This is a genomic window from Streptococcus sp. V728 (assembly GCF_052077995.1).
GTDB classification, from domain to species: Bacteria; Bacillota; Bacilli; order Lactobacillales; family Streptococcaceae; genus Streptococcus; species Streptococcus infantis_B.
The window spans coordinates 156,722-180,091 of sequence record NZ_JBQJJH010000004.1; the positions used below are offsets into that span (position 1 = coordinate 156,722).

The following is a 23,370-nucleotide window of genomic DNA, read 5'->3' on the forward strand; positions in this document are numbered from 1 at the left end:
CATTTGATGAAACTCAGAATTTTTGCGGAAGACAAACCTGCTCAAAAGGTTTTTGAATATCAGTTAGAGCTTGCTGATCAGACAATTCTTTTATCGACAGCACTCTTATCTGGTGCTATTGCTTTAGCAGGATTATTGTCTGCTTTGAAAGAAAAATAAAAATAGAAAAGAGAAAACAGAATGGTTTTACCAAATTTTAAAGAAAATCTAGAAAAATACGCTAAGCTTTTGGTTGCAAACGGAGTGAACGTGCAACCTGGTCATACCTTGGCTCTCTCTATCGATGTGGAGCAACGCGAGTTGGCGCATTTAATTGTTAAAGAAGCTTATGCACTTGGTGCACACGAAGTGATCGTTCAATGGGCAGACGACTTTGTAAATCGTGAGAAATTCCTTCACGCGCCGATGGAGCGTTTGGACAATGTGCCAGAATACAAGATTGCTGAGATGAACTATCTCCTTGATAACAAGGCGAGTCGTTTGGCTGTTCGTTCCTCTGATCCAGGTGCCTTGAACGGAGTGGACGCTGAAAAGCTTTCAGCTTCTGCAAAAGCGATGGGAATTGCAATGAAGCCAATGCGTATCGCCACTCAATCTAACAAGGTTAGCTGGACTGTAGCAGCTGCTGCTGGACTCGAGTGGGCTAAGAAGGTCTTTCCAAATGCAGCGAGCGACGAAGAAGCAGTAGATCTCCTTTGGGACCAAATCTTCAAGACTTGCCGTATCTACGAAGAAGATCCAGTTAAGGCTTGGGAAGAGCATGCAGCTATCTTGAAGAGCAAGGCAGAAATGCTCAACAAAGAACAATTCTCAGCTCTTCACTACACAGCGCCTGGAACTGATTTGACACTTGGCTTGCCTAAGAACCACGTTTGGGAATCAGCTGGTGCAGTTAATGCCCAAGGTGAAGGATTCTTGCCAAATATGCCAACAGAAGAAGTCTTTACAGCACCTGACTTCCGTCGTGCAGATGGTTATGTAACATCTACAAAACCACTTAGCTATAATGGAAACATCATCGAAGGTATCAAGGTAACCTTTGAAAATGGTCAAATCGTTGATATCACAGCTGAAAAGGGTGATCAAGTTATGAAGGACCTTGTCTTTAAGAATGCTGGTGCGCGTGCCTTGGGTGAATGTGCCTTGGTACCAGATCCAAGCCCAATTTCTCAGTCAGGTATTACCTTCTTTAATACTCTTTTTGATGAAAATGCTTCAAACCACTTGGCTATTGGTGCAGCCTATGCAACTAGCGTTGTTGGTGGAGCAGAGATGAGCGAAGAAGAACTTGAAGCTGCAGGGCTTAACCGTTCCGATGTTCACGTTGACTTTATGATTGGTTCTAACCAAATGGATATCGATGGTATCCGTGAGGATGGAACACGCGTTCCACTCTTCCGCAATGGAGATTGGGCAATTTAAGGAGAAGCTATGATTGGAAGTATGTTTGTCGGACTTTTAATCGGACTACTGGCAGGAGCTATCACCAATCGTGGAGAACATATGGGATGCTTCGGGAAAATGTTTCTTGGCTGGATTGGTGCCTTTTTAGGACAATTACTCTTTGGTGCTTGGGGACCAAGCCTAAACGGTACAGCCATTATCCCATCAGTTCTCGGTGCCATGATTTTGTTAGCCATCTTCTGGAAAAGAGGAAGCTAAGTTTCGATTTAAAAGCTTGTTTAACAATAAAGATAAAAAGAGGTTGGAAGAGTTCCAACCTCTTTTAACATTTACAGAGGATAATGGGACTTGCAGTGACTGGTTCTTTTTATATTGCGTCAAGTATGGTACAATAAAAGCATGAGAATTCAACAATTACACTATATTATCAAAATTGTAGAGACTGGTTCCATGAATGAGGCTGCCAAACAACTCTTCATTACGCAACCTAGTCTATCAAATGCAGTTCGTGACCTAGAAAATGAGATGGGAATTGAGATTTTTATCCGAAATCCTAAGGGAATTACCCTCACACGTGATGGGATGGAGTTTTTGTCCTATGCCCGTCAGGTTGTCGAACAAACCCAACTCCTAGAAGAACGCTATAAAAATCCCATCGCACATCGCGAGCTTTTTAGTGTGTCTTCGCAACACTATGCCTTCGTAGTTAATGCCTTTGTTTCCTTGCTCAAGAAGAGCGATATGGAAAAGTACGAGCTTTTTTTGCGTGAAACCAGAACCTGGGAAATCATTGACGACGTCAAGAACTTCCGCAGTGAAGTCGGAGTCCTCTTTTTAAATAGCTATAACCGGGACGTACTTTCGAAGATGTTGGATGACAACCATCTCGTTGCCCACCATCTCTTTACAGCCCAACCCCATATCTTTGTCAGCAAGTCCAACCCTCTTGCCAAAAGAGACAAGGTGCAGTTGGCAGATCTAGAAGACTTCCCATATTTGAGCTATGACCAAGGGACCCATAATTCCTTCTATTTCTCAGAGGAGATTTTGTCTCAGGAACACCACAAGAAATCCATCGTTGTTAGTGACCGTGCGACCTTGTTCAATCTCTTGATTGGTTTGGACGGCTATACCATCGCGACTGGTATCCTCAATAGTAATCTTAATGGAGATAATATTGTCTCGATTCCACTTGATATTGATGATCCCATTGAACTGGTTTATATCCAGCATGAGAAAACTAGCTTGTCTAAGATGGGTGAACGCTTCATCGAGTACCTACTTGAAGAAGTTCGCTTTGACAGCTAATGAATTCTATTAGAAAAGAAAAGGAAAAATGACACCAATGAATACCAATGATTTTGATTTCCACTTACCAGAGGAACTGATTGCACAGACGCCTCTGGAAAAGCGCGATGCCTCTAAACTCTTGATGGTCAATCGCAAAACAGGGGAATTTCAAGATCGCCATTTTCACTCTATTATTGAAATGCTAGAGCCAGGTGATGCCCTGGTTATGAATGACACCCGCGTACTACCAGCTCGACTTCATGGCCAAAAGGAAGAAACAGGGGGTCACGTTGAACTCTTGCTCTTGAAAAATATGGCAGGAGACGAATGGGAAGTCTTGGCTAAACCAGCTAAACGTCTCAAGGTCGGCACCCGCGTTATCTTTGGTGATGGTCGACTTAGCGCAGTCGTGACCAAGGAATTAACCCATGGCGGCCGTATTGTCCGTTTTGAATATGAGGGGATTTTCCTAGAAGTACTTGAAAGTCTTGGAGAAATGCCTTTGCCTCCTTATATTCATGAAAAATTGGATGACCGTGAACGTTACCAGACAGTCTATGCCAAGGAGAGTGGATCAGCAGCAGCCCCAACTGCAGGGCTACATTTTACCAAAGAATTACTAGAAGAAATCCAGCAAAAAGGCGTTCATCTAGTCTACCTGACCTTGCACGTTGGACTTGGGACCTTTAGACCTGTTTCAGTAGATAATCTGGATGAGCACGAGATGCACTCAGAGTTTTATCAATTGTCTGAGGAAGCTGCAGCGACCTTGCGTCAGGTCAAAGAAAATGGTGGCCGTGTCATTGCTGTGGGGACTACCTCTATCCGTACGCTAGAGACTATCGGAAGCAAGTTTGACGGCCAAATCCAGGCCGACTCTGGCTGGACTAATATCTTTATCAAGCCAGGCTATGACTGGAAGGTGGTGGATGCTTTTTCTACTAATTTCCATTTGCCGAAATCTACCTTGGTCATGCTTGTCTCAGCTTTTGCAGGCCGTGAATTGGTCCTCAAAGCCTACCAACATGCTATCGATGAAAAATACCGTTTCTTTAGCTTTGGCGATGCCATGTTTATCTACTAAAAAACGAGCAAATCAAAACTAGAAATAAAAGGGCTAATTCCTACTTGGATTAGCCTTTTTTCGATATATGATAGCTATTGAATTAAAAGCAAATAAATGATACACTGAAGACTATGATACAGCCGTCAAATATATGCAAAATCTGACGAGCTACTTTTATCTGTTTCTATTTCAAAGGAGATTTTTATGAAAAACAAAACATTGCGCTATACGAGCCTATCAGTCCTGACCTTGTTGGCTGCCTTGACCTTGGTTGCCTGTGGTGGAAAGACTGACAAGAACACGTCATCTTCAAACCAAAAGGAGACAACAAGCAAGGTGATTACAGAGTCCGCAAGTAAAACTGAAGCAGGCCAAAAAGAGGAGCAGAAGTCAGAAACAAATAGTGCGGCAGAAGCTACAACCACTCAAGCAGAACAAAAGGAAGATAAGCAAAAATCACAAGAGGCTTACGCTAAGTTTGTAGGGACTTGGGAAAACTACGCGGGAATAACTGCAACAGTCACAGCAGATGGAATTGTAACGATCCAAAGTTCAAATGGAACCTTTAAATACGAGATGGGGCAAGTAGAGGAAAAAGACGGCTACTACTCAACAGGTATTCATCTTGTCGGTGGTGGGCAAGGGGCACGACTGATCTTTACCCCAGCTGGAGTCCAAAACGAAGTGACAGGTACAGATGGCAGTCAAGATGTCTTGTCTATCGGTCAATCTGTAAGCGACAAAGATAACCAGTTTTACCGTAACTAAGAAGATCAATCAGAAGTAAGGGTGGAGAATTGTCCTTGCTTTCTAACCAATTTCAAATATAACAAAGGAAATAGAAAGAGGTAAAGATGTTTTTTCTTAGACGCCGTCGTGTCTTTATCGGCGAATGTGATGGTCAAGCGGTCTATTATGACCAAAAGACGAGAGAGGCTTTAGCTGCTCCCAAGAGCGTCCTGCTCAATACCGAGGGGGCTCGAAAGACCAACGCCTACATACCTGAATTGGTAATTTTCTTCATGGCAAGTGGAACGGGTGGCCTTGGCTTCCTTGCGGCTATGAGTATAGGAGTCTACAACTGGACCAGTCTGACTTTTATCCTATTATTTTGGTTGGCTGAGTTTTTGTTCATGGTTGCTTTACTCGAACGAGCACTATATAAAAATGTACGCAAGGCCCAGCCGACGACAGAGAAGGTCTTTTACTATGCAGCTTCTCATAACTTGATGGTGGGGGAAGATAACTTTGATCCGGCTAAGTTGTCTACTAAAATCTTTCGAATCGTTCGTTTTCTAATAGTTGCCACTAATATCTATTTGTTATATGTTTTTTATAGCTATACTCAAAAATTTGGTCAGGAGATTGAACTAGGTTATGAATTTTGGATAGTTGGATTATTACTCTTTGCACTCGTATTAGTGTATAACCAAAACAATCCAGTTCGCTTTGTGAAAATTATGAAGCTATACAGCCAAGGGAAAGTACGATTTAAGGAAGAACAGGATGATAGTGGAGCGTAGCATATGCTAAACCGCTAATAACACAAAAAGCCCTACATCAGGGCTTTTTTATTCCTTGCTAATATAAGAAATCAATGCCGTAGTTTTCTTTTAGATAGGTCGCCAACTCGGCTTTTCCTTCCTCTCTAAATCGACAGAGGCTAAGGGCGAGACGCAATTTCAGAACACTTGTATCGATGATGACGTTTGACTTAGAAATATCTTCTAGCTGAGTGACCTCTCTCAGATCGAAGTCTAAATAGTAAGCCTTGCTGTTGACATGGTCAGGGTCGCTGACATCCACTTCAACATACGATGCTCGCAACAATTCTTCTTTTGGGATGAAGATTTCCTTGGAAAAGAAGAGCCCAGGATAGACATAAATACCTTCAAAGGTGAATTCAAAGGAAAGCCTGCGACTAGTCAGTCTTTTGATGCCTGCAATCGTTGAATAGATAGCAGCGAAAAAGAGGATGGTTGGCCCCACCGTGAGAAGACTAAGCTGGGAAAAGTCGATCATTCCATGCGCGAGAAAAAAGGAAAATTGAAAGAATACACCCGCCGCAAAGACTAGATAGCCGACACCGACAAATTTTGAATAATAGATTTTCATAGAAACCTCCAGATATAGAATTGAACTCGCCAACGCTTTTTCAGTAGAAGTCGTATAGGTCGTGGAGAGTAAAATTTCTAGGTATTCCCATCATATCCTATGGAGCGAAGTTCTGTCAACTTTTTAGTAAGCTATGAATCTTAGCTATACTATGACCTAGCATATGGTTTGTGGTATACTAGGGTTAAAATCATTCAGACTAGATAAGTAGGTGTATTTATGTCAAAAGCTTCAAAGAAAAAGAAAGTAGTAATTGAAGAACGTTACCATGGCCCTTTGATTACAAATGGGGTTAGTTTAGGCTATATCAAGCTTCTACCTTGGATTACACTGGGAGTCTCTTTTATAGGATTTTTTGGGACGACCTATATCGATCGTATTGGCATATATAAAATCTTGTTCATTATTTGCATGTTTATTAGTGGTGTAGCAATCCCACTCTCATTCTTCGATCGTTTTATTGTGAGATTTAAGAGTTTTATCTATCTTTTTGTTTCTATACTTGTTTTGATTTTAAACGTTGACATGACTTTTATTGGCTTGCTTATGCTAGTTGGTAATGACGGAATCTATTCAGTCTGGGCACTTATTTACAATCTTGTAGCTCTCTGTATCTTGCTTTTTTCTACTGGTCTCTACTCCTGGTATTATCTTCCTAAAAATCAGGGGAAAATCTGGGCTTTCAACCGATGGGAGACTTATGGTGGCGATGACAATGACAAGAAGCACGAACGATCGTTCAACTTTGGTGTTGCTTCTGTGGCTGTCGTGTTAGCGCCAGCCATTCTTACTGGTTACATTGAGAATATCTTTGGTGTGTTCTTAGGCATCTTGATGAACCTCTTTTTACCAGCTCTCATAGTGGATGGAGTTCAGGCAGCGCGTTATGTACGCAAACACCCAGAATATGAAGAGTAGAATTCTAGTCTATAGATTTATTCCTAATGGTTAGGAGACTTTGACAACATATTTTCATAAATAGAAAGAGGTCAATATGTTTTTTCTCGGACGCCGTCGTGTCTTTATCGGCGAATGCAATGGTCAGGCTGTTTATTATGACCAAAAGACAGGAGAGGCTTTAGCTGCTCCAAAGAGTAAGTTGCTCAATACTGAAAAAGCTGGTGAAACGAATTCCTTTATTCCTCAATTGGTAATTCTCTTACTAGCAGGTGGACCTGCAATTTCGGGCTTCTTTTCCCTCAAGTTTATTGGTGTCTATAACTGGTTCAGTCTAGCCTGTATTCTTCTATTTTGGTTGATGCAGTTTTTCTCGTTGGTTGCTTTACTTGAACGAGCACTCTATAAAAATGTTCGAAAGGCCCAGCCAACGACAGAGAAAGTCTTTTTCTTTGCAGCATCTCATAATTTGTTTGTAAAAAACCAGTTTGATCCTAGACAACTGTCTGCTTTACCTTATCGATTTGCCCGCTTTGTAGTAAATATAGTGTCTATCTATTACTTTTTGTATTTCTTGATTCTTCCTCTAAAATTTGGCCAACCGATTGGTGATGAAGGCTATGGTTTGTGGTTTGCTGGCTTGTTATTCTTTTCAGTATTTCTTTTGTATAACCAAAACAATCCAGTTCGCTTTGTGAAGATTATGAGATTATACAGCCAAGGAAAAGTACGATTTAAGGAAGAAGTGGAACATTGAGAAACTATCTTGGGATTCTGCTAAATATCTAGAGAAAATCTTTTAGAAAAACAAAAAAGCCTTGTAAATCAAGGCTTTTTCCTGTTGTTTAGATGCCCCCTGCAGGCTCTTTGAAAGAAACTTAGAAAAATCTAAAATGAAATTATTTCAAAATGGGGTAAAAGCAAAATTTCCCTCCCTACTTTCTCAATTATTCCTAATTTTAGTTCCAAAAAGCTTCAATTCATAATCTAATTATAATATGGGTAATGGGTACTATCTTATTACATTCAGATTTTTGTTCTCTTCAAAGAGTTATGTAGGCTTTATGGTTTTAAATAGGTAAAAAGTTGAATTATAGTGAGTATTGTGTCACAATAGGTAATATATAAATAATTAATGGAATGGATATAATTCTTTCCTACCTTTACAAGAAGGATTGGTTGCACCTTTTTTATCTAGCAATTATGGTTAGCTTTCAAGTTTAGCTAGTTTTTAAAAGCTCTGATTTCGACTCAATAAAACAAATTTCAGAAGTGCAAAAGACAAGATGGTGACATTGCTACAGTCAGTCGCCATGTCTTGCTGGCACAGGCTGTTTGTGCCGTCAGCTATTTACCAGTCAATTTGATCAAAGGGCTTAATTATTATTTTTGAAAGGTCTTTTATGGAAAAAATTCTTTCTTTAGGTCTGACAGGTAAGAAATTACTTGTTCAGGGTTTCTTGTTTGTTCTGCTAGGTCTTATCTTGATGGTCACGGGAACTTGGTTGCCAGTGACGGTTATTCGACTGGTTCTGTTTTTAGCTTGGATAGCAACGGTCTTAGATTTAGTATTACGTATTTTCAAAAAAAGTCAGTCAACGGACACCTTGGGAGTTGCACTGGTTAAATTGTTAGTGATGGGATATTTGCTAGGCTCGAATCTTGCTACTGATGTGCCAATTTATATTTTGGCTCTTGTGATTGGAATTTATCAGATTTTTCATGCTAGTATCAACCTTGTCACCTATGTTCTCTACCGCAAAAACAAAATTCGACCTCGTTTTCGTTTCTTACTAGATGGTCTCGTACTAGTTTTTCTTGGTGGGACTAGTCTTTTGTCCTCTACGGGAAATTCTGTCTTTCAACTCTTTGTTTTAGGGGCTTATTTTTGCCTTTATGGTGTGTCCAATATCCGTGACGGTTTCTTATTTGAAAAGGAAATTGGGAAAAACCATCTCAAACGTCGTGTCAGAATGAGCTTACCTATTGCCCTAGCCGCTCTCATCCCTGCAAGAACTTTAGCAAAAGTTAACAAATTTATGCTAGAAAATGCTGATGAGGAAGAAGATATCCATCTTGGAATAGTGAAGTCTGGTAAGACAGCAGAGCTAGAAATTTTCGTTCATACAGCGGAGACTTCTCTATTTTCAGCTATTGGTCATGTGGACCTTTGTTATCAAGGACGTGTGATTTCTTATGGAAACTATGATCCGTCATCTGAGACCTTATTTGGTATGGTTGGAGATGGTGTTTTATATTTTTGCGACCGTGATAAGTACATTGACTTATGTAAACGGGAGAGTCAAAAAACGCTATTTGGTTACGGAATAGATTTGACACCGGAAATGGAAGAAGCGGTTCAGGAAAAATTAGCTGAATTAAAACAACTAACGATTCCTTGGGAGCCAAGCGCAGATAAAATTAAAACGGAAGATGGTAAGGAAGACTACACCTACGCTTATAAAATCAGACATGAGACGGATGGGGAACTTTATAAATTTATCAAATCTAAGTTTAAATCCTACTTTGTCTTGTCCACAAACTGTGTGCTCTTGGCTGATACCATAGTCGGTCAAGCTGGAACAGATATCCTCTCACCAAAAGGATTTATCGCACCAGGAACTTATCAAGCCTACCTTGACCGAGAGTTTGAAAAACCAAATAGTATAGTCGTATCTAAACATGTTTATTAAGGAGAATTTATGAAGTTAGTTAGAAAATACACCCCGTTAATCCTTTTTATAGGGCTGGTTGCTCTTGTGATTCTGAATGCGTCGAGCTTTATATCAGGAGCAATCTCTTTCTTTGACGTGACTTCAACCTTGATTTATGGCGCTGTTATTGCTTTTGTGCTCAATGTTCCCATGAAAAAAATTGAACAATTGCTAGTCAAAATGAAGGTAAAGGCAGAGTTGCGTCGTCCGATTGCCATGGTACTTGTTTTCCTAGCTCTTATCTTAATCGTGATAGGTCTTTTGGTTTTGGTGCTACCAACCCTAGCTCAGACTATTAGTCAGCTGGGAACAGTCCTTTCAACAGTCCTGACTCAACTTGGGAAATTGCTAGACGGCTCGGAATTTGTAACCAAAGACATGTTGTCAACTATTGTATCAGGCATACAGGGACAGTCTAGTTCTATTAGCCAAGCCTTGATAGGTTTCTTATCGGGTCTGACTAGTAATATCGGCAATATTTTTTCAAGTTTGATGAATGCCTTTTTGATTATAGTCTTCACCTTTTCATTTTTATCCAGTAAGGAACATTTGGCAGCGATGACGAGCCGACTTCTGAAAGTCTTACTTTCAGAGAAGGTAGTGACAAAGTTGGCTTACATCGGACAAATAGGACTAGAAACTTATGATCAGTTTTTGATGAGTCAGCTAATTGAAGCAGTCATCATAGGAGTTATGGTAGCGGTTGGCTATAGCCTATTTGGACTACCCTATGGGGTAATGACAGGTATCTTTGCAGGAGTGCTGTCTTTCATTCCTTATGTTGGTCCTATGATTGCTTGTGTGCTAGGAGCGATTTTTATCTTTACAGTCAGTCCAAGTCAAGCTTTACTGTCTATCCTTCTTTATCAAATTATACAGCTGATTGAGGGAAACCTTATCTATCCCAAAGTTGTGGGTCAATCTATCGGCTTACCAGCTCTCTTCACACTTGCAGCAGCTAGTATTGGAGGAAATCTATTTGGCTTACTTGGAATGATATTCTTTACACCCATATTTGCTGTTATCTATCGATTGGTTAAAGAATTTGTCGTTGCAAAGGAAAATCAGGTAGATTGAGAAAGACTGAATTTAATAAGATATACTAAGAAGAGAGTGAAAGATTCTCTTCTCTTTTATTTCTAAATGACTTGCTCTTGTTCTGTTGCGAAAATTTATGAATTCATAATAGCCCATTTTAATCTCTATGCGGATTGGCCATGTAATATGGGCACAAATTAGTATAGTTTAGTTAATTATAGACTAGCTCTGTACTGTAAAAAACAGTTGGTCTTATCAAATATTGCTAGCAATTGATTGAGAATAAATGATAAGTTTGATAAGGTTGGAAAACCTTTATAATGATTTGCTACAAAAAGTTATTTGACATCAAAAAAGCCTTGAAATCAAGGCTTTTTCCTGTTGATTTAGATGCCCCCTGCATGGATTTGTAAGAACTTTTCATATTGAAAATAAACAAAAGTGTTGAAATATAGCTGATTTTAGGGAAATACTTTTAGGTGTTTTCACTGTCAGGCTTTAAAAACGTGGCAAAAGTGGGGCAAAAACGAATGACTCACATTTGGTTTGAAAATCTATAATACCTAATGATTATGCCATACTAGATATATAGTGTTGTTATAAATAAATGTCAGTGCGAGTTCAAATCGGAGGATAAAATGGAAAAACAAATTAATGAAAAAAAAGCCTTGGAAAACCAAGGCTTTTTTAATGCTATAAACTCATTAAAAGAACTCCCAGTTAGATTTGGAATATTTTTTATTCTGTGTCATATAAAAATAAATAAAATGAATGGCTATAGCTAGAGCTAAAATGGTTGTAATACTCACTACTATTATAGGATTAGAAGCAAAGATTAAAGAGAGAATCAAGGCAGCCAGATAGAGTGTCGCTTGGACACAGTAGTAACTTTTCGAATAGCGAAGATAGTGTTTGTTACAGGGCCCATTTACTAGGACAGCAACTTGGAAGAGGCCAAATCCGATATAAGAGAAGATGGTTGCAAAGAGATGATTAGCTTCAGGATTCAGAAGAAAACTCATCGAAACAGTCATCATAATAAGTCCAATGAAAATAGGATAGTGACTGTAAATTAGAAATAGTCCCTTTTGATTAGATTTTTCATCAATAGCATGGTCAAATTCACCAAAATAAAATAGGAACAGAGAAAGCATAATAATGAAATAAAGAACCGAATAAATCGAGAAATTCTCGATTGTAAAGAAGTTAGCTAGCTCCATAATCATCTCTCCAAACGTAATAATGACAAGAAGGGAGATGCGCTCGATTAAATGGGGGAGATTTACCTGGTAATGCTTATCTTTACTAAGCAAGATAATTGGCATAATAAATGTTAGCAGAATACTAGCAAAGAAGATATAGACTCTAACGTAAATAGGAAGAGGAAGAAGAGCTGCTAGATAGACTCCTAAACTTCCTAGCCCTGTTATCCATAGAAAACCTTTGATACTTTCCCGATTAACATCATCGGTTGATTTTCTAAAAAACTCAACCAAATATTGAAAAAATAAGGTAAGGGTTAATGTACCAATAGCCCAACAGAGATAATGAAAATATTGTTGCCAATCAGGTCCAATCATATTGGCTATAAAGAGTAAAATTCCCATTTTGATAAACATGATTACCATGTTAAATAAAGAGTTCTTTCCATAGCGATTGGTATAAACGGTTTGAATCATCCATGAATCAGTGAGAACCAAGACAGCCATGAAAAAATCAAGGAAAGAATTCCAAGTCAAAATACCGTTATGAAGATGCTCAATTAAAGTAGTTACTTTTGAAATTGCAAAAACAAAAACTAGGTCATAAAAAAGTTCTGAAAATTCTACACGTTTATGTTTAATAAGAGTTGTCATATTAATACCTTTCTACTTTAGAAATACAATACATTATAACAGAAAATGGTAATGAAAGAAAAGGATATGCTTAAATAATTTCATGTGGCGCGAATTGTCAAAATCTTGGAGCACATTTACCTCATGTACCAGATTACAGGCGGAGTGTTTGATGATTGATAATGAAGTACGTGTATTCTGAGGCAAAAGATTTCGAGACTCCATTACGTAACTCCCATCTATAAATAAAAAATGATAGTTTCATCATAGCAAATCTAAAGAAACACGCTAAAAAGCAACCCTGACGAGTTGCTTAAAATCCTATTAAAAATTAACTGTGTCAGGATCATTCTGAGTTTTGGTGCCTTGAATCTTATCCAAGACTGCCATATCTTCCTCTGATAAGTCGAAGTCGAAGATATCCAAGTTACCTTTTATATTTTTAGGTGTCACAGACTTAGGTAGTGGCAAGAAACCTTTTTGGAGGCTCCAACGCAGAGCAATTTGTGCCACAGATTTACCGTTACGTTCAGCCACTGCTTCAACATCTTCATTTCCAAAAATGCTACCTGTACCTAGTGGACTATAGGCTTCAAGAAGGATATCGCGCTCTTGGCAATAGTCAACTAAGTCTTCTTGGTCACAACCTGGAGCCAAGAGGATTTGATTGACATGTGGAACAATTTTAGCTGTTTCAAAAAGAGCTTCTAGGTGATGTTGCATAAAGTTTGACACACCGATAGCACGCACCTTACCTTCTTTGTAGGCTTCTTCCATAGCCTTCCATGCACCCGCATTGCCAGCCTTCCAAGCATCATTCTCACGAAGCGCCTTTGGATTAGGCCAATGGATAAGCAAAAGATCCAAATAATCCACACCAAGTCTTTCGAGAGACTCATCGATAGAAGTCTTAGCCAACTCGTAATCGTGCTTATCATTCCAAAGTTTGGTGGTTAGGAAAATATCCTCACGTGCCAAATCACTATCAGCAATCGCCTTACCTACGGAAACCTCGTTACCGTAAATTTGTGCGGTATCAATATGTGTGTAACCCGCCTTAAGTGCGAAGCTAACGCTGTTATAGGCTTCTTCGCCTTCAGCAATTTGCCAAGTTCCAAAACCAATTTTAGGAATAGCAACCCCATTTGCAAGTGTATATGTTTCCATGATTTTCACCTTTTCTTTTTTTAATAGTACTATCTTAAAAAAGATAAGACAAAAATGCAAAGATTTGCTACGGCTATTATTATGAATAGTTCCTTACTTCTTTTTCCGATGTTCGTAACAGCCTTTGGAGATATTATTACTTGGGAAGAGAATGAATTTGTTGGTATTGTAAAATAAAATCTTCAAGACTGCGACATTATTATCAAGAGCCTGAAATATTTTCTTCAGTATTTAGATAACTCATATGTGACTGATAACTTTGAACTGGATTTATATAGACAGGCTGTGTTAAAACATGGTCCCTTGTCTTATAACCAATGTTTCGGTTTTGTTCCTTTACTAGCCTTGGGAGGCGTAAAAGATGTGGATCATATGGATAAGGTAAAAACCTTGGAACACATTTACCTCATGTACCAACTCACAGGCGGAGTAATGGACGATTGATAATAAGTAATCACCGTGAGGTGTTTTTTTCTATTAAATCGAGGTGTTAGATAAATAGCGAGTCTTTGATGAGAGTCGCTTATTTTGTGAATATAAACTTTTTGGTACAAAAAACAAAATGACAAGCAAAAAAGCCTTATAAATCAAGGCTTTTTCCTGTTGTTTAGATGCCCCCTACATGGATTTGTAAGAACTTTTCATATTGAAAATAAACAAAAATGTTGAAATATAGCTGATTTTAGGGAAATACTTTTAGGTATTTTCAATGTCAGGATTTAAAAATGGGGCAAAAGTGGGGCAAAAACGAATGACTCGTATTTTGTTTGAAAACCTATAATACCTAATGATTATGCTATTCTAGATATATAGTTTTGTTATAAATAAATGTCAGTGCGAGATCAAATTGGAGAATAAAATGGAAAAACAAATTTCTACGCAGAATGGAATGCGAAAAAGTGATAATTAAAGAGACAAAAAAGCTGAGAATATGATTTCCCAGCTTTTTTGAATGCGATAGAAATAGCAACTAGACTATTTACGAAAGGCCTCAATAATGTAGGTGAAGCCAGTAACTAAAAATGAAAAGGCAATGACATAAACGACAAAGACACCTGTAGCCACTGGATTGAACAGAATCACTAGACCTAGTAAAAATACAAGCAAGGCTACCCACGTGATATTGCTACCAATAATAGGGAAAATCAATCCTAGACGTTTGCCTTTAAAGAAAGCAATAATGGCTTCTACAATTAACCAAATTCCTACAATGGTCGGAATGACGACCGGCAGGGTCACAAAGCCATAAGCAACGAGGTAAAGAGCTAAGAGAAGACTAACAAACCCTTGGAAAAGATAAACAGGTGAGCGAAGCTCTTTTGGTGCAGAGAAATAGCCTAAAATAGCTGCTATAGAAGAAACCAGTAAATCAAATGCAATCCACCAGCTGTAAGCAACAAGATTAGCTACTGGGTTTGTAAATAGGAAAAGTCCTAAAAGGACAAAAACAACTCCTGCAAGGAATAGCAGTAAACGATTAGAAAATTTCATTTCAATCCCCCCTATATAGTATAGTCTGATAATAAAACTATTATATTTATTTTTATAGAAAATGTCAATAAAATAAATAAACAATTTGGAAGTTTCAGTCTGACTTACAAAAAGAAAAGGAGTTTCCACTCCTTTTCACAGATTGAAGACAAAGTCCTTATAAAAGTGTCTTCTAAAGATTTTAACTTCAATCTGAAGCGAGGTTATCCTCGCTTTTTCTATTTATCAAACAATTCCTTATTTTCAATCAAGAGTTCTAGTGGAGATTTTTCTCTTGCTACAATAAAACCAGGTTCATATTGAGTATGAAATGTTCTTTTCTGAGAAGTTGGATCAATATACAACTCATCTCCATCTTCTGTGTATAGTTGGTTGCCTTTTGTTAGATAAAGTAAATCCTCTAAGTGCTGTCCATAAGTATGTAGGAAATGTTCGATGTATTTGACAGCTTTTAAGATCTCACTTACTTTGTCAGAGTATTCATTAGATTCAAGAACACTCTTTTCTAACTCAATCTCTTTACTAGTTCCAAATAGTTGGGTTGGAGTTGCATTAAAATATTCTGCTATCTTATCCAAATTTGCAAAGGTAGGATAGCTTTTTTGTTTTTCGTAATCAGAGATGTCTGGAAAGATTGCTCATAAAAAAATGTGGGGCAAATGATGGGGCAAATCAGTTATAGACAAGCAAAAAAGCCTTATAAATCAAGGCTTTTTCCTGTTGATTTAGATGCCCCCTGCAGGGCTCGAACCTGCGACCCATAGATTAAGAGTCTACTGCTCTACCAACTGAGCTAAGGAGGCAAATAAAAAGCTGTATTGGTGCCGAAACTTCACGGTTTGTATTGAACCCGCGCAATTAAGCAGGTGGGCAACTCGCTCTAACTGAAGCTGTTTCCGTGTGAGACGGCCTACATGCTGTTAGAAGACTTTTGTTTCCCTAATAATACACAAAATAGTCGGTCAACACTTAAATGTGAAGTCGTACACCACAGCGTTTCTATGATTATATGATACCACTTTTTCAAAAAAAATCAAGGGAAAATTAAAAATTTTGAAAAGGATTTCACAAGTTTCGTAATTTATCAATGGTTTCCTTGCGTTGAGCCAGGGCGCGTTCGTATTTTCCACTATCTTCTGGAGAAAAGTAGTGATGGTCACGGATTTTTTCTGGCAAGTACTCTTGATTGACCCAGTGACCAGGATAATTATGTGGATAGAGATAATTTTGGGCGTTCCCTAGTTCCTTGCTGCCGCTATAATGTCCATCTCGCAAGTGACGTGGAATCGGCAGATGCCCCGATGTTTTAAGGTCAGCCAAGGCCTTATCTATAGCCACATAGGCTGAGTTAGACTTAGGTGAAAGTGCCAGATCAATGACGACATTGGCGATGAGGATGCGGGCTTCTGGGAAACCGATCCTTTGGGCAGCATCCAAAGCAGTTACGGTATGAATCTGAGCTTCGGGATTGGCTAAGCCAATATCTTCATAAGCAATCACAGTCAAACGACGAGCTAGGCTAGGAAGGTCACCAGCCTCTATCAAGCGAGCAGCATAGTGGAGACTAGCATCGACATCGGATCCACGGATGGATTTTTGTAGGGCAGATAGAACATCATAGTGTCCGTCTCCATCCTTGTCCATAGTGATGTAGCTTCTCTGAAGACTATTTTCCATGATGTCGAGCGTGATGTGACGGACACCGTCATCATTTTCTGGGGTGGAGAGAACTGCCAAATCAAGCGAATTGAAGGCAGAACGGAGATCTCCATTGGTAGATGTTGCGATAAAATCAAGGGCATCATCATCTAACTCAACTGGGAAATCAAAACCTCTTTCAGGGTCAATCAGGGCTATTTGAACGGCCTCTTTAACATCTTGGTTAGACAAGGGTTCCAACTCAAAAATCTGAACACGGCTACGAATGGCTGGCGTGACAGAAAAGAAAGGATTTTCAGTCGTCGCTCCAATCATAATGACCAGTCCACTTTCCAAGAGAGGCAAGAGGAAGTCTTGTTTCGTCTTGTCAAGACGATGAATCTCGTCTAGTAGCAGTACAAGGCCACCTGAGAATTTAGCTTCCTCAGCGATTTCTTGGAGGCGTTTTTTACTATCAACAGTTGCATTGAAGGTCCGAAAAGCATACTTGGTCGTTCCAGCGATGGCTGAAGCGATACTGGTTTTTCCGATGCCTGGAGGTCCGTAGAGTATCATAGAGGATAGGCGATTGGCTTCCACCATACGGCGGATAATCTTGCCTGGTCCAACCAGATGCTCCTGACCGATGACCTGGTCGATGGTTTTGGGGCGCATGCGAAGCGCGAGATTGTCTGGCATAGCAGTCCTTTCTAACATGGATTTTCTGATACGAATGTGGTAAGATGGTAGTATCTATTTTAGCATATTTCCGAGTATTCGGGGCGATTGAAGAGTCGTATAGAAAGAGGACAACATGGCAACATACGGATTTTTAGATGTTTTACAAGAAGAGTTGGACAAGAACTTTCCTTTTGACTATGAGATTAGCTGGGACAAACGCAATCATGCAGTTGAAGTGAGTTTTCTGCTAGAGGCGCAAAATCCTGCAGGAGTGGAGATGCTAGATGAAGACGGAGAGGTTTCGTCAGATGATATCCTTTTTGAAGAAGCGATGCTTTTTTATAACCCTGCCAAGTCAACAGTTAATGCAGAAGACTATCTCACAGTCATCCCTTATCTGCCGAAGAAAGGTTTTTCTCGTGAATTTTTAGCTTATTTTGCACTATTCCTCAAAGATACTGCAGAGGTTGGACTAGATGCCCTCATGGACTTTTTGGAAGACCCAGAAGCAGAAGAATTCGTCATGGAATGGAACCAAGAAGTCTTTGAAGAAGGGAAAGCAGGCTTGGAAGAGGGAGAATTTTATCCTTATCCGAGATATTAGGAGTCTAGCATGGAAATAGAACTTACTGATTTCCAAGGTTGCAAGATTGCTCTATTTTGCGGAGATAAGCTACTGACCATCTTGCGTGATGACAAGGAAAATATCCCTTGGCCCAATATGTGGGAGTTGCCGGGTGGTGGTCGTGAAGGGGACGAAAGCCCATTTGAATGCGCGGCGCGTGAAGTTTATGAGGAACTAGGCATTCACTTGACCGAAGATTGCCTGCTCTGGAGTAAGGTCTATCCCAGCATGCTCTATGAAGGCAGACAGTCAGTATTTATGGTCGGGCAACTAAGTCAAGAACAGTTTGACAGTATCACCTTTGGAGATGAAGGGCAGGGCTATAAATTGATGAACATTGAGGAATTTTTGACATCCAGTCAAGTAGTTCCGCAGTTGCAGGGTAGATTGAGGGATTATTTGGAGGAAGTGAAATGATTTTTGCGATTGCAACAACCACGTTAAACAAGGAAGTTAAACGCAAACTAAAAACTGGACAATACTCTAGGGAAGAAGCTACATTCATTTACATGGAATATTTAAAGTTAAAGAAGCAGAGAGAAAGTGGTACGAAAGTAGCTGGGATCTCTATGGCTGTTATTTGGGGATTAATGCTTGTTTTACCCTTACTGAGTGGTGAAGGTCTCGTACTGCCCCTTTCAGTACATTTTTTATTACTGCTACTGCTTGCAGGAATTGTTCTATTTGTTTATTATCTTATGTTTGGTATTTTTAAACAGCAGATTCATAGCGCAATGAAAGAACACTATACAGATGTGATTGAAGAATTTAAGAAGAATAAGGAAAATACAAAATGGAAACATGGCAAGAATTAAAGGTTACAGTCAAGCGTGAGGGAGAGGAGTTGGTCTCTAATCTCTTGATCGAGTTAGGCGCCCAGGGTGTTGCGATTGAGGACAGTATGGACTATGTGGGAAATGTGGATCGCTTTGGTGAGATTTTCCCTGATGTCGAGCAGCAAGAAGAAATCGTGGTGACAGCCTACTATCCTGAAACGATTGATGTAGCCGTTGTTGAGGCAGATTTGCAGGATCGCTTAGCAGACTTGACAGATTTTATGGATCTGGGTGAAGTCAAGATTGGCACCACTGCCTTGGCTGAGGAAGATTGGGCAGATAATTGGAAGAAATACTATGAACCAGCTCGCATCACCCATGACCTGACCATCGTACCGTCATGGACAGACTATGAGGCAACAGCGGGAGAAAAAATTATCAAGCTGGACCCTGGCATGGCCTTTGGAACGGGAACGCACCCAACAACTAAGATGAGTCTCTTTGCCTTGGAGCAAGTCCTTCGTGGTGGTGAAACAGTGCTAGATGTAGGGACTGGTTCAGGCGTTCTTTCTATTGCTAGCTCTCTCCTAGGTGTCAAGGAAATCTTTGCCTATGACTTGGATGATGTGGCGGTTCGGGTGGCTCAGGAAAATATTGAGCTCAATCCTGGTATGGAGAACATCCATGTAGCCCCAGGTGATTTGCTTAAGGGCGTAGAAATTGAGGCGGACGTCATCGTGGCCAACATCCTAGCAGATATCCTTATCCATCTGACAGATGATGCTTATCGTTTGGTCAAGGACGAAGGCTATCTCATCATGAGTGGCATTATCAAGGACAAGTGGGACATGGTGCGTGAGTCGGCTGAGTCAGCTGGATTTTTCCTTGAAACCCACATGATCCAAGGGGAATGGAATGCCTGCGTCTTCAAGAAGACCAAGGATGTCTCCGGTGTGATTGGAGGCTAGCATGCAGCAGTATTTTGTAAAAGGTTTGGCTAGCTCACCTGTCACTATCGAGGACAAGGAAACCAGCAAGCACATGTTTCAGGTTATGCGCTTAAAAGAAGAGGATGAGGTGACTTTAGTTTTTGATGATGGGATCAAGCGCTTAGCGCGCGTGGTCAATGTAGAAAGTCATCAGTTAGAGCTGATTGAGGAATTAGCAGACAATGTAGAACTACCAGTTCAAGTGACCATCGCATCAGGTTTCCCCAAGGGAGACAAGCTCGAGTTTATCACACAGAAAGTAACCGAACTGGGTGCTAGTCAAATCTGGGCATTTCCTGCTGACTGGTCTGTTGCCAAGTGGGATGGCAAGAAATTGGGTAAAAAGGTTGAAAAACTAGAAAAAATTGCGCTTGGAGCAGCCGAGCAAAGCAAGCGGAATTTGGTCCCAAACATCACCCTTTTTGAAAAAAAAGCAGATTTTCTATCTCAGCTGGACCAGTTTGACTCTATCGTGGTAGCCTATGAAGAGTCAGCCAAAGAAGGTGAATCAGCAGCGCTTATCCAAGCTGTTGCGGAGTTAGAAAAAGGATCTAAACTGCTCTTTATCTTTGGACCAGAAGGTGGTCTATCTCCTGCAGAAATTGAAAGTTTTGAAGAAAAGGGAGCAGTCCTGGCAGGACTTGGTCCTCGTATTTTGCGAGCAGAAACAGCACCACTTTATGCCTTATCAGCCATCAGTGTTTTGTTAGAATTAGAGAAATAAGAGGAAAAAGATGGAACAAAAACACCGTTCAGTATTTCCTGAAAATGAACTTTGGGACTTAACAGCCCTATATCAAGACCGTGAGGATTTCTTGCGTGCGATAGAGAAGGCGCGTGAAGATATTAACCAGTTTAGTCGTGACTATAAGGGCAATCTTCACACTTTTGAAGATTTCGAGAAGGCCTTTGAAGAATTGGAGCAAATCTATATTCAGATGAGCCATATCGGGAATTACGCTTTTATGCCTCAGACGACAGACTATAGCAATGAAGATTTTGCCAATATCGCCCAAGCTGGAATGGACTTTGAAACAGATGCCAGCGTAGCCTTGACCTTCTTTGATGATGCCTTGGTAGAAGCAGACGAAGAAGTCTTGGACCGTTTGGGTGACTTGCCACATTTGACTGCAGCTATTCGTCAGGCCAAAATCAAAAAAGCCCACTATCTTGGGGCTGATGTGGAGAAGGCCTTGACCAATCTGGGCGAAGTTTTCTACAGTCCACAGGATATCTATACTAAAATGCGAGCTGGGGACTTTGAAATGGCTGATTTTGAAGCCCATGGAAAAACCTACAAAAACAGTTTTGTGACCTATGAAAACTTCTATCAAAACCACGAGGATGCTGAGGTTCGTGAGAAATCCTTCCGTTCTTTCTCAGAAGGACTTCGTAAGCACCAAAATACAGCTGCGGCAGCCTATCTTGCTCAGGTTAAATCTGAAAAACTGTTGGCAGATATGAAGGGCTATGACTCAGTCTTTGATTATCTTCTGGCTGAACAAGAAGTGGACCGTGCCATGTTTGACCGCCAGATTGACCTCATCATGAAGGACTTTGCGCCAGTTGCTCAGCGATATCTCAAGCATGTTGCTAAGGTTAATGGTCTTGAAAAGATGACCTTTGCAGACTGGAAATTGGACTTGGACAGCGCCCTTAATCCTGAAGTGACCATTGATGATGCCTACGATTTGGTCATGAAGTCGGTAGAACCTTTGGGACAAGAATATTGTCAGGAAGTTGCTCGCTATCAAGAAGAACGCTGGGTGGACTTTGCTGCTAATAGCGGTAAGGATTCTGGTGGCTATGCGGCGGATCCGTATCGTGTGCATCCTTATGTTCTCATGAGCTGGACAGGTCGTCTGAGTGATGTTTATACCTTGATTCATGAAATCGGGCATTCTGGTCAATTTATCTTTTCAGATAATCACCAGAGTTACTTCAACGCCCACATGTCGACCTACTATGTCGAAGCACCGTCAACCTTCAATGAATTGCTTCTCAGTGATTATTTAGAACATCAATCTGACGATCCGCGTCAAAAACGCTTTGCTCTTGCCCACCGCTTGACAGATACCTACTTCCATAATTTCATCACCCACCTCTTGGAAGCAGCCTTTCAGCGTAAGGTGTATACACTGATTGAAGAAGGGGAAACCTTTGGAGCAAGCAAACTCAACAGCATTATGAAAGAAGTCTTGACAGAGTTCTGGGGTGATGCTATTGAAATTGACGACGATGCGGCACTGACTTGGATGCGCCAAGCTCACTACTACATGGGTTTGTATAGCTACACCTACTCAGCCGGACTTGTCATCTCGACTGCGGGTTACCTCCATCTGAAACATTCGGAAACTGGAGCTGAAGACTGGCTCAACCTCCTCAAATCAGGTGGTAGCAAGACACCACTTGAGTCAGCCATGATTATAGGTGCGGATATTTCAACAGACAAACCACTCCGTGATACCATCCAGTTCTTGTCTGACACGGTTGATCAGATTATCGCCTACAGTGCAGAGTTGGGAGAGTAAGTGTAAAGTAATAGAGAGGTGGGTGATTGCTTTGCTGATGATCTTTGGATGGTTGACAGTCATTGTCTTTGGATTATTTGTAGCTATTTTCAAAAAAGCCGTTGGAGGCCGTGATTTCAAAACTGAACTGAAAGTAGAGCTGGTATTGCTTGTGCTTTACTTCATTTTTGTACCATATTCTCTTTCATTAAAAATTCGATGTTTAAGAAATAAAAAGTCATCTATGAATGGCTTTTTGATCAGTGACTAGAAAAGCAGAGGTGCTAGGGATGTATCAAGAATTACAAAGTAAAGTGACAGAAGAAAAACCAAGCTATAGTCGGGAAGAAATTTGGAAAGAATTACATAAGCGATCTCCTGAAACACATCCAGATGATAATCCGTCAATCTTAAAATATAGTGACGGTGTTCCAAAATTACTTGAAAATGGTTATGTTCAATAGTAAAATAAAAGTGATCAAGGGAGACGTAAATCACTATGAATAAAACTTTAAAAACATCACTCGTATTACTATTAACGGTTTTCGCCCTTGCGGCTTGCGGACAAAACAATTCAGCAGGAAGCGCAGCGCAAACTTCACAAACAGCTCAAGAAACCACGACTGCTCCAACAACACAAGTAGCGTCCAATAAACAAAATACAACAGAAGCTCTGCCAAAAGACGGTGTACAAAGATTCAAGCGTATAGATAAAGGTGGATCAACATTTCTTATCTACTACTTCAAGGATGACATCGTCTATAAACAGATTGGTATTTACTTTTATAACCCTAAAGGATTAGGCAAATCTGAAGAAGAGGTTGTTCAACTTCTGAACAAAAGTCAAGAGCTTTATAAGGATGTAACTGGAATAACCTCTAAAGTTGAGAAGGAAGATGGAGAATACATTCAAACCGTAATATATGATTACCAAACTATGGACTGGAAAGAGTTACATCGACGCGATCCAAATCAATTTCCTGCGACCAAACCAAAACCAGTGAAAATTAGTGAAGCTGCAGCTAAATTACAAGAAAAAGGTTATGTTGAATATACAGAATAAACTCAACCAAATAAACAGCACCAAAGACACTCCTTAGCCGTCCTTGGTGCTGTTTGTCCTGACTAGCCTCG

The 23,370-nt window shown here is 40.1% G+C and carries 25 protein-coding genes, 1 tRNA gene and 1 pseudogene; 20 read left to right on the forward strand and 7 right to left on the reverse strand.

Annotation, left to right across the window (positions count from 1 at the left end; all coding sequences use genetic code 11):
• Positions 1 to 6: 6 nt before the first annotated feature.
• The 7 genes from ACTO1Y_RS07400 (at position 7) to ACTO1Y_RS07430 (ending at position 5,283) form a co-directional block, all read left to right on the forward strand.
• Positions 7 to 159: a hypothetical protein gene (locus ACTO1Y_RS07400; RefSeq protein WP_441348808.1), complete on the forward strand. Its 153-nt coding sequence runs from the start codon at positions 7 to 9 to the stop codon at positions 157 to 159.
• A 21-nt stretch (positions 160 to 180) separates the two neighbouring features.
• Positions 181 to 1,422 carry an aminopeptidase gene (locus ACTO1Y_RS07405; protein ID WP_441348809.1) on the forward strand — a complete coding sequence of 414 codons (1,242 nt, stop codon included), beginning with the start codon at positions 181 to 183 and terminating at the stop codon, positions 1,420 to 1,422.
• 9 nt (positions 1,423 to 1,431) lie between these two features.
• The gene (locus ACTO1Y_RS07410; protein ID WP_254726728.1) at positions 1,432 to 1,662 is read left to right on the forward strand and encodes a GlsB/YeaQ/YmgE family stress response membrane protein; all 231 of its coding nucleotides are present in this window, start codon (positions 1,432 to 1,434) and stop codon (positions 1,660 to 1,662) included.
• 141 nt (positions 1,663 to 1,803) lie between these two features.
• Positions 1,804 to 2,712: a LysR family transcriptional regulator gene (locus ACTO1Y_RS07415; RefSeq protein WP_254726727.1), complete on the forward strand. Its 909-nt coding sequence runs from the start codon at positions 1,804 to 1,806 to the stop codon at positions 2,710 to 2,712.
• Positions 2,713 to 2,749: 37 nt separating this feature from the next.
• Positions 2,750 to 3,778 carry a tRNA preQ1(34) S-adenosylmethionine ribosyltransferase-isomerase QueA gene (gene queA, locus ACTO1Y_RS07420; protein ID WP_441348878.1) on the forward strand — a complete coding sequence of 343 codons (1,029 nt, stop codon included), beginning with the start codon at positions 2,750 to 2,752 and terminating at the stop codon, positions 3,776 to 3,778.
• Positions 3,779 to 3,964: 186 nt separating this feature from the next.
• Positions 3,965 to 4,528, forward strand: a complete 564-nt coding sequence (locus ACTO1Y_RS07425; protein WP_441348810.1) for an ABC transporter substrate-binding protein — start codon at positions 3,965 to 3,967, stop codon at positions 4,526 to 4,528.
• 86 nt (positions 4,529 to 4,614) lie between these two features.
• Entirely contained in the window at positions 4,615 to 5,283 is a 669-nt protein-coding gene (locus ACTO1Y_RS07430; RefSeq protein ID WP_441348811.1) for a hypothetical protein, read from the forward strand.
• 58 nt (positions 5,284 to 5,341) lie between these two features.
• Here the strand turns inward: ACTO1Y_RS07430 and ACTO1Y_RS07435 are convergent, their stop codons facing one another.
• Positions 5,342 to 5,875, reverse strand: a complete 534-nt coding sequence (locus tag ACTO1Y_RS07435; RefSeq protein ID WP_441348812.1) for a hypothetical protein — start codon at positions 5,873 to 5,875, stop codon at positions 5,342 to 5,344.
• A gap of 219 nt (positions 5,876 to 6,094) precedes the next feature.
• Here ACTO1Y_RS07435 and ACTO1Y_RS07440 point away from each other — a divergent pair, with 219 nt between their 5' ends.
• The 4 genes from ACTO1Y_RS07440 (at position 6,095) to ACTO1Y_RS07455 (ending at position 10,563) form a co-directional block, all read left to right on the forward strand.
• Positions 6,095 to 6,793: a hypothetical protein gene (locus ACTO1Y_RS07440; RefSeq protein WP_254726723.1), complete on the forward strand. Its 699-nt coding sequence runs from the start codon at positions 6,095 to 6,097 to the stop codon at positions 6,791 to 6,793.
• A 76-nt stretch (positions 6,794 to 6,869) separates the two neighbouring features.
• A complete protein-coding gene (locus ACTO1Y_RS07445; protein ID WP_441348813.1) occupies positions 6,870 to 7,529 on the forward strand; it encodes a hypothetical protein in 660 nt (219 codons plus the stop codon).
• A gap of 646 nt (positions 7,530 to 8,175) precedes the next feature.
• Complete coding sequence (locus ACTO1Y_RS07450) at positions 8,176 to 9,465, forward strand: DUF308 domain-containing protein (protein ID WP_441348814.1); 1,290 nt, start codon at positions 8,176 to 8,178, stop codon at positions 9,463 to 9,465.
• 9 nt (positions 9,466 to 9,474) lie between these two features.
• On the forward strand, positions 9,475 to 10,563 hold the full coding sequence (locus tag ACTO1Y_RS07455) for an AI-2E family transporter (RefSeq protein ID WP_195183597.1): 1,089 nt from the start codon (positions 9,475 to 9,477) through the stop codon (positions 10,561 to 10,563).
• A 665-nt stretch (positions 10,564 to 11,228) separates the two neighbouring features.
• Here ACTO1Y_RS07455 and ACTO1Y_RS07460 read toward each other — a convergent pair.
• Together ACTO1Y_RS07460 and ACTO1Y_RS07465 are read right to left on the reverse strand one after the other, a co-directional pair.
• A complete protein-coding gene (locus ACTO1Y_RS07460) occupies positions 11,229 to 12,380 on the reverse strand; it encodes a low temperature requirement protein A (RefSeq protein WP_441348815.1) in 1,152 nt (383 codons plus the stop codon).
• A gap of 303 nt (positions 12,381 to 12,683) precedes the next feature.
• A complete protein-coding gene (locus ACTO1Y_RS07465; RefSeq protein ID WP_016466258.1) occupies positions 12,684 to 13,526 on the reverse strand; it encodes an aldo/keto reductase in 843 nt (280 codons plus the stop codon).
• A 102-nt stretch (positions 13,527 to 13,628) separates the two neighbouring features.
• On the opposite strand from ACTO1Y_RS07465, the pseudogene ACTO1Y_RS07470 reads away from it, so the two are divergent.
• A pseudogene (locus ACTO1Y_RS07470) lies at positions 13,629 to 13,970 on the forward strand (T6SS immunity protein Tdi1 domain-containing protein); the annotation flags it as partial.
• Between the two features lie 531 nt (positions 13,971 to 14,501).
• Here ACTO1Y_RS07470 and ACTO1Y_RS07475 read toward each other — a convergent pair.
• From ACTO1Y_RS07475 to ACTO1Y_RS07490, 4 genes are all read right to left on the reverse strand, one after another.
• Positions 14,502 to 15,017 (reverse strand): DUF308 domain-containing protein, encoded by a 516-nt coding sequence (locus ACTO1Y_RS07475; RefSeq protein ID WP_037611159.1) that lies wholly within the window; start codon positions 15,015 to 15,017, stop codon positions 14,502 to 14,504.
• Between the two features lie 218 nt (positions 15,018 to 15,235).
• Positions 15,236 to 15,652: a helix-turn-helix domain-containing protein gene (locus ACTO1Y_RS07480; RefSeq protein WP_223334162.1), complete on the reverse strand. Its 417-nt coding sequence runs from the start codon at positions 15,650 to 15,652 to the stop codon at positions 15,236 to 15,238.
• 95 nt (positions 15,653 to 15,747) lie between these two features.
• Positions 15,748 to 15,820: transfer RNA gene (locus ACTO1Y_RS07485), tRNA-Lys, on the reverse strand.
• Between the two features lie 262 nt (positions 15,821 to 16,082).
• Positions 16,083 to 17,354: a replication-associated recombination protein A gene (locus tag ACTO1Y_RS07490; RefSeq protein ID WP_036758393.1), complete on the reverse strand. Its 1,272-nt coding sequence runs from the start codon at positions 17,352 to 17,354 to the stop codon at positions 16,083 to 16,085.
• Positions 17,355 to 17,469: 115 nt separating this feature from the next.
• Between ACTO1Y_RS07490 and ACTO1Y_RS07495 the strand changes: the two genes are divergently transcribed.
• The 8 genes from ACTO1Y_RS07495 to ACTO1Y_RS07530 all read left to right on the forward strand — a co-directional run bounded on the left by ACTO1Y_RS07495 (position 17,470) and on the right by ACTO1Y_RS07530 (position 23,299).
• Complete coding sequence (locus tag ACTO1Y_RS07495) at positions 17,470 to 17,940, forward strand: DUF3013 family protein (protein ID WP_254724845.1); 471 nt, start codon at positions 17,470 to 17,472, stop codon at positions 17,938 to 17,940.
• A gap of 9 nt (positions 17,941 to 17,949) precedes the next feature.
• Complete coding sequence (locus ACTO1Y_RS07500) at positions 17,950 to 18,378, forward strand: NUDIX hydrolase (protein WP_235083456.1); 429 nt, start codon at positions 17,950 to 17,952, stop codon at positions 18,376 to 18,378.
• Positions 18,375 to 18,776 (forward strand): hypothetical protein, encoded by a 402-nt coding sequence (locus tag ACTO1Y_RS07505; protein WP_441348816.1) that lies wholly within the window; start codon positions 18,375 to 18,377, stop codon positions 18,774 to 18,776. The genes ACTO1Y_RS07500 and ACTO1Y_RS07505 overlap by 4 nt, the downstream gene beginning before the upstream one ends.
• Complete coding sequence (prmA, locus tag ACTO1Y_RS07510) at positions 18,755 to 19,705, forward strand: 50S ribosomal protein L11 methyltransferase (protein WP_414254044.1); 951 nt, start codon at positions 18,755 to 18,757, stop codon at positions 19,703 to 19,705. The genes ACTO1Y_RS07505 and prmA overlap by 22 nt, the downstream gene beginning before the upstream one ends.
• 1 nt (position 19,706) lies before the next feature.
• Positions 19,707 to 20,450 carry a 16S rRNA (uracil(1498)-N(3))-methyltransferase gene (locus ACTO1Y_RS07515; protein ID WP_373113810.1) on the forward strand — a complete coding sequence of 248 codons (744 nt, stop codon included), beginning with the start codon at positions 19,707 to 19,709 and terminating at the stop codon, positions 20,448 to 20,450.
• 10 nt (positions 20,451 to 20,460) lie between these two features.
• On the forward strand, positions 20,461 to 22,257 hold the full coding sequence (gene pepF / locus ACTO1Y_RS07520) for an oligoendopeptidase F (protein WP_441348817.1): 1,797 nt from the start codon (positions 20,461 to 20,463) through the stop codon (positions 22,255 to 22,257).
• Positions 22,258 to 22,526: 269 nt separating this feature from the next.
• Complete coding sequence (locus ACTO1Y_RS07525; protein ID WP_006150856.1) at positions 22,527 to 22,700, forward strand: hypothetical protein; 174 nt, start codon at positions 22,527 to 22,529, stop codon at positions 22,698 to 22,700.
• A gap of 35 nt (positions 22,701 to 22,735) precedes the next feature.
• The gene (locus ACTO1Y_RS07530) at positions 22,736 to 23,299 is read left to right on the forward strand and encodes a DUF1307 domain-containing protein (protein ID WP_006150859.1); all 564 of its coding nucleotides are present in this window, start codon (positions 22,736 to 22,738) and stop codon (positions 23,297 to 23,299) included.
• Positions 23,300 to 23,370: the final 71 nt, after the last annotated feature.

Excerpts from the sequence above, each read along its gene's own strand:
- ACTO1Y_RS07400 (WP_441348808.1), top strand. The coding sequence starts at position 7 with ATGAAACTCAGAATTTTTGCGGAAGACAAACCTGCTCAAAAGGTTTTT.
- ACTO1Y_RS07405 (WP_441348809.1), top strand. The coding sequence starts at position 181 with ATGGTTTTACCAAATTTTAAAGAAAATCTAGAAAAATACGCTAAGCTT.
- ACTO1Y_RS07410 (WP_254726728.1), top strand. The coding sequence starts at position 1,432 with ATGATTGGAAGTATGTTTGTCGGACTTTTAATCGGACTACTGGCAGGA.
- ACTO1Y_RS07415 (WP_254726727.1), top strand. The coding sequence starts at position 1,804 with ATGAGAATTCAACAATTACACTATATTATCAAAATTGTAGAGACTGGT.
- queA (WP_441348878.1), top strand. The coding sequence starts at position 2,750 with ATGAATACCAATGATTTTGATTTCCACTTACCAGAGGAACTGATTGCA.
- ACTO1Y_RS07425 (WP_441348810.1), top strand. The coding sequence starts at position 3,965 with ATGAAAAACAAAACATTGCGCTATACGAGCCTATCAGTCCTGACCTTG.
- ACTO1Y_RS07430 (WP_441348811.1), top strand. The coding sequence starts at position 4,615 with ATGTTTTTTCTTAGACGCCGTCGTGTCTTTATCGGCGAATGTGATGGT.
- ACTO1Y_RS07435 (WP_441348812.1), bottom strand. The coding sequence starts at position 5,875 with ATGAAAATCTATTATTCAAAATTTGTCGGTGTCGGCTATCTAGTCTTT.
- ACTO1Y_RS07440 (WP_254726723.1), top strand. The coding sequence starts at position 6,095 with ATGTCAAAAGCTTCAAAGAAAAAGAAAGTAGTAATTGAAGAACGTTAC.
- ACTO1Y_RS07445 (WP_441348813.1), top strand. The coding sequence starts at position 6,870 with ATGTTTTTTCTCGGACGCCGTCGTGTCTTTATCGGCGAATGCAATGGT.
- ACTO1Y_RS07450 (WP_441348814.1), top strand. The coding sequence starts at position 8,176 with ATGGAAAAAATTCTTTCTTTAGGTCTGACAGGTAAGAAATTACTTGTT.
- ACTO1Y_RS07455 (WP_195183597.1), top strand. The coding sequence starts at position 9,475 with ATGAAGTTAGTTAGAAAATACACCCCGTTAATCCTTTTTATAGGGCTG.
- ACTO1Y_RS07460 (WP_441348815.1), bottom strand. The coding sequence starts at position 12,380 with ATGACAACTCTTATTAAACATAAACGTGTAGAATTTTCAGAACTTTTT.
- ACTO1Y_RS07465 (WP_016466258.1), bottom strand. The coding sequence starts at position 13,526 with ATGGAAACATATACACTTGCAAATGGGGTTGCTATTCCTAAAATTGGT.
- ACTO1Y_RS07475 (WP_037611159.1), bottom strand. The coding sequence starts at position 15,017 with ATGAAATTTTCTAATCGTTTACTGCTATTCCTTGCAGGAGTTGTTTTT.
- ACTO1Y_RS07490 (WP_036758393.1), bottom strand. The coding sequence starts at position 17,354 with ATGCCAGACAATCTCGCGCTTCGCATGCGCCCCAAAACCATCGACCAG.
- ACTO1Y_RS07495 (WP_254724845.1), top strand. The coding sequence starts at position 17,470 with ATGGCAACATACGGATTTTTAGATGTTTTACAAGAAGAGTTGGACAAG.
- ACTO1Y_RS07500 (WP_235083456.1), top strand. The coding sequence starts at position 17,950 with ATGGAAATAGAACTTACTGATTTCCAAGGTTGCAAGATTGCTCTATTT.
- ACTO1Y_RS07505 (WP_441348816.1), top strand. The coding sequence starts at position 18,375 with ATGATTTTTGCGATTGCAACAACCACGTTAAACAAGGAAGTTAAACGC.
- prmA (WP_414254044.1), top strand. The coding sequence starts at position 18,755 with ATGGAAACATGGCAAGAATTAAAGGTTACAGTCAAGCGTGAGGGAGAG.
- ACTO1Y_RS07515 (WP_373113810.1), top strand. The coding sequence starts at position 19,707 with ATGCAGCAGTATTTTGTAAAAGGTTTGGCTAGCTCACCTGTCACTATC.
- pepF (WP_441348817.1), top strand. The coding sequence starts at position 20,461 with ATGGAACAAAAACACCGTTCAGTATTTCCTGAAAATGAACTTTGGGAC.
- ACTO1Y_RS07525 (WP_006150856.1), top strand. The coding sequence starts at position 22,527 with ATGTATCAAGAATTACAAAGTAAAGTGACAGAAGAAAAACCAAGCTAT.
- ACTO1Y_RS07530 (WP_006150859.1), top strand. The coding sequence starts at position 22,736 with ATGAATAAAACTTTAAAAACATCACTCGTATTACTATTAACGGTTTTC.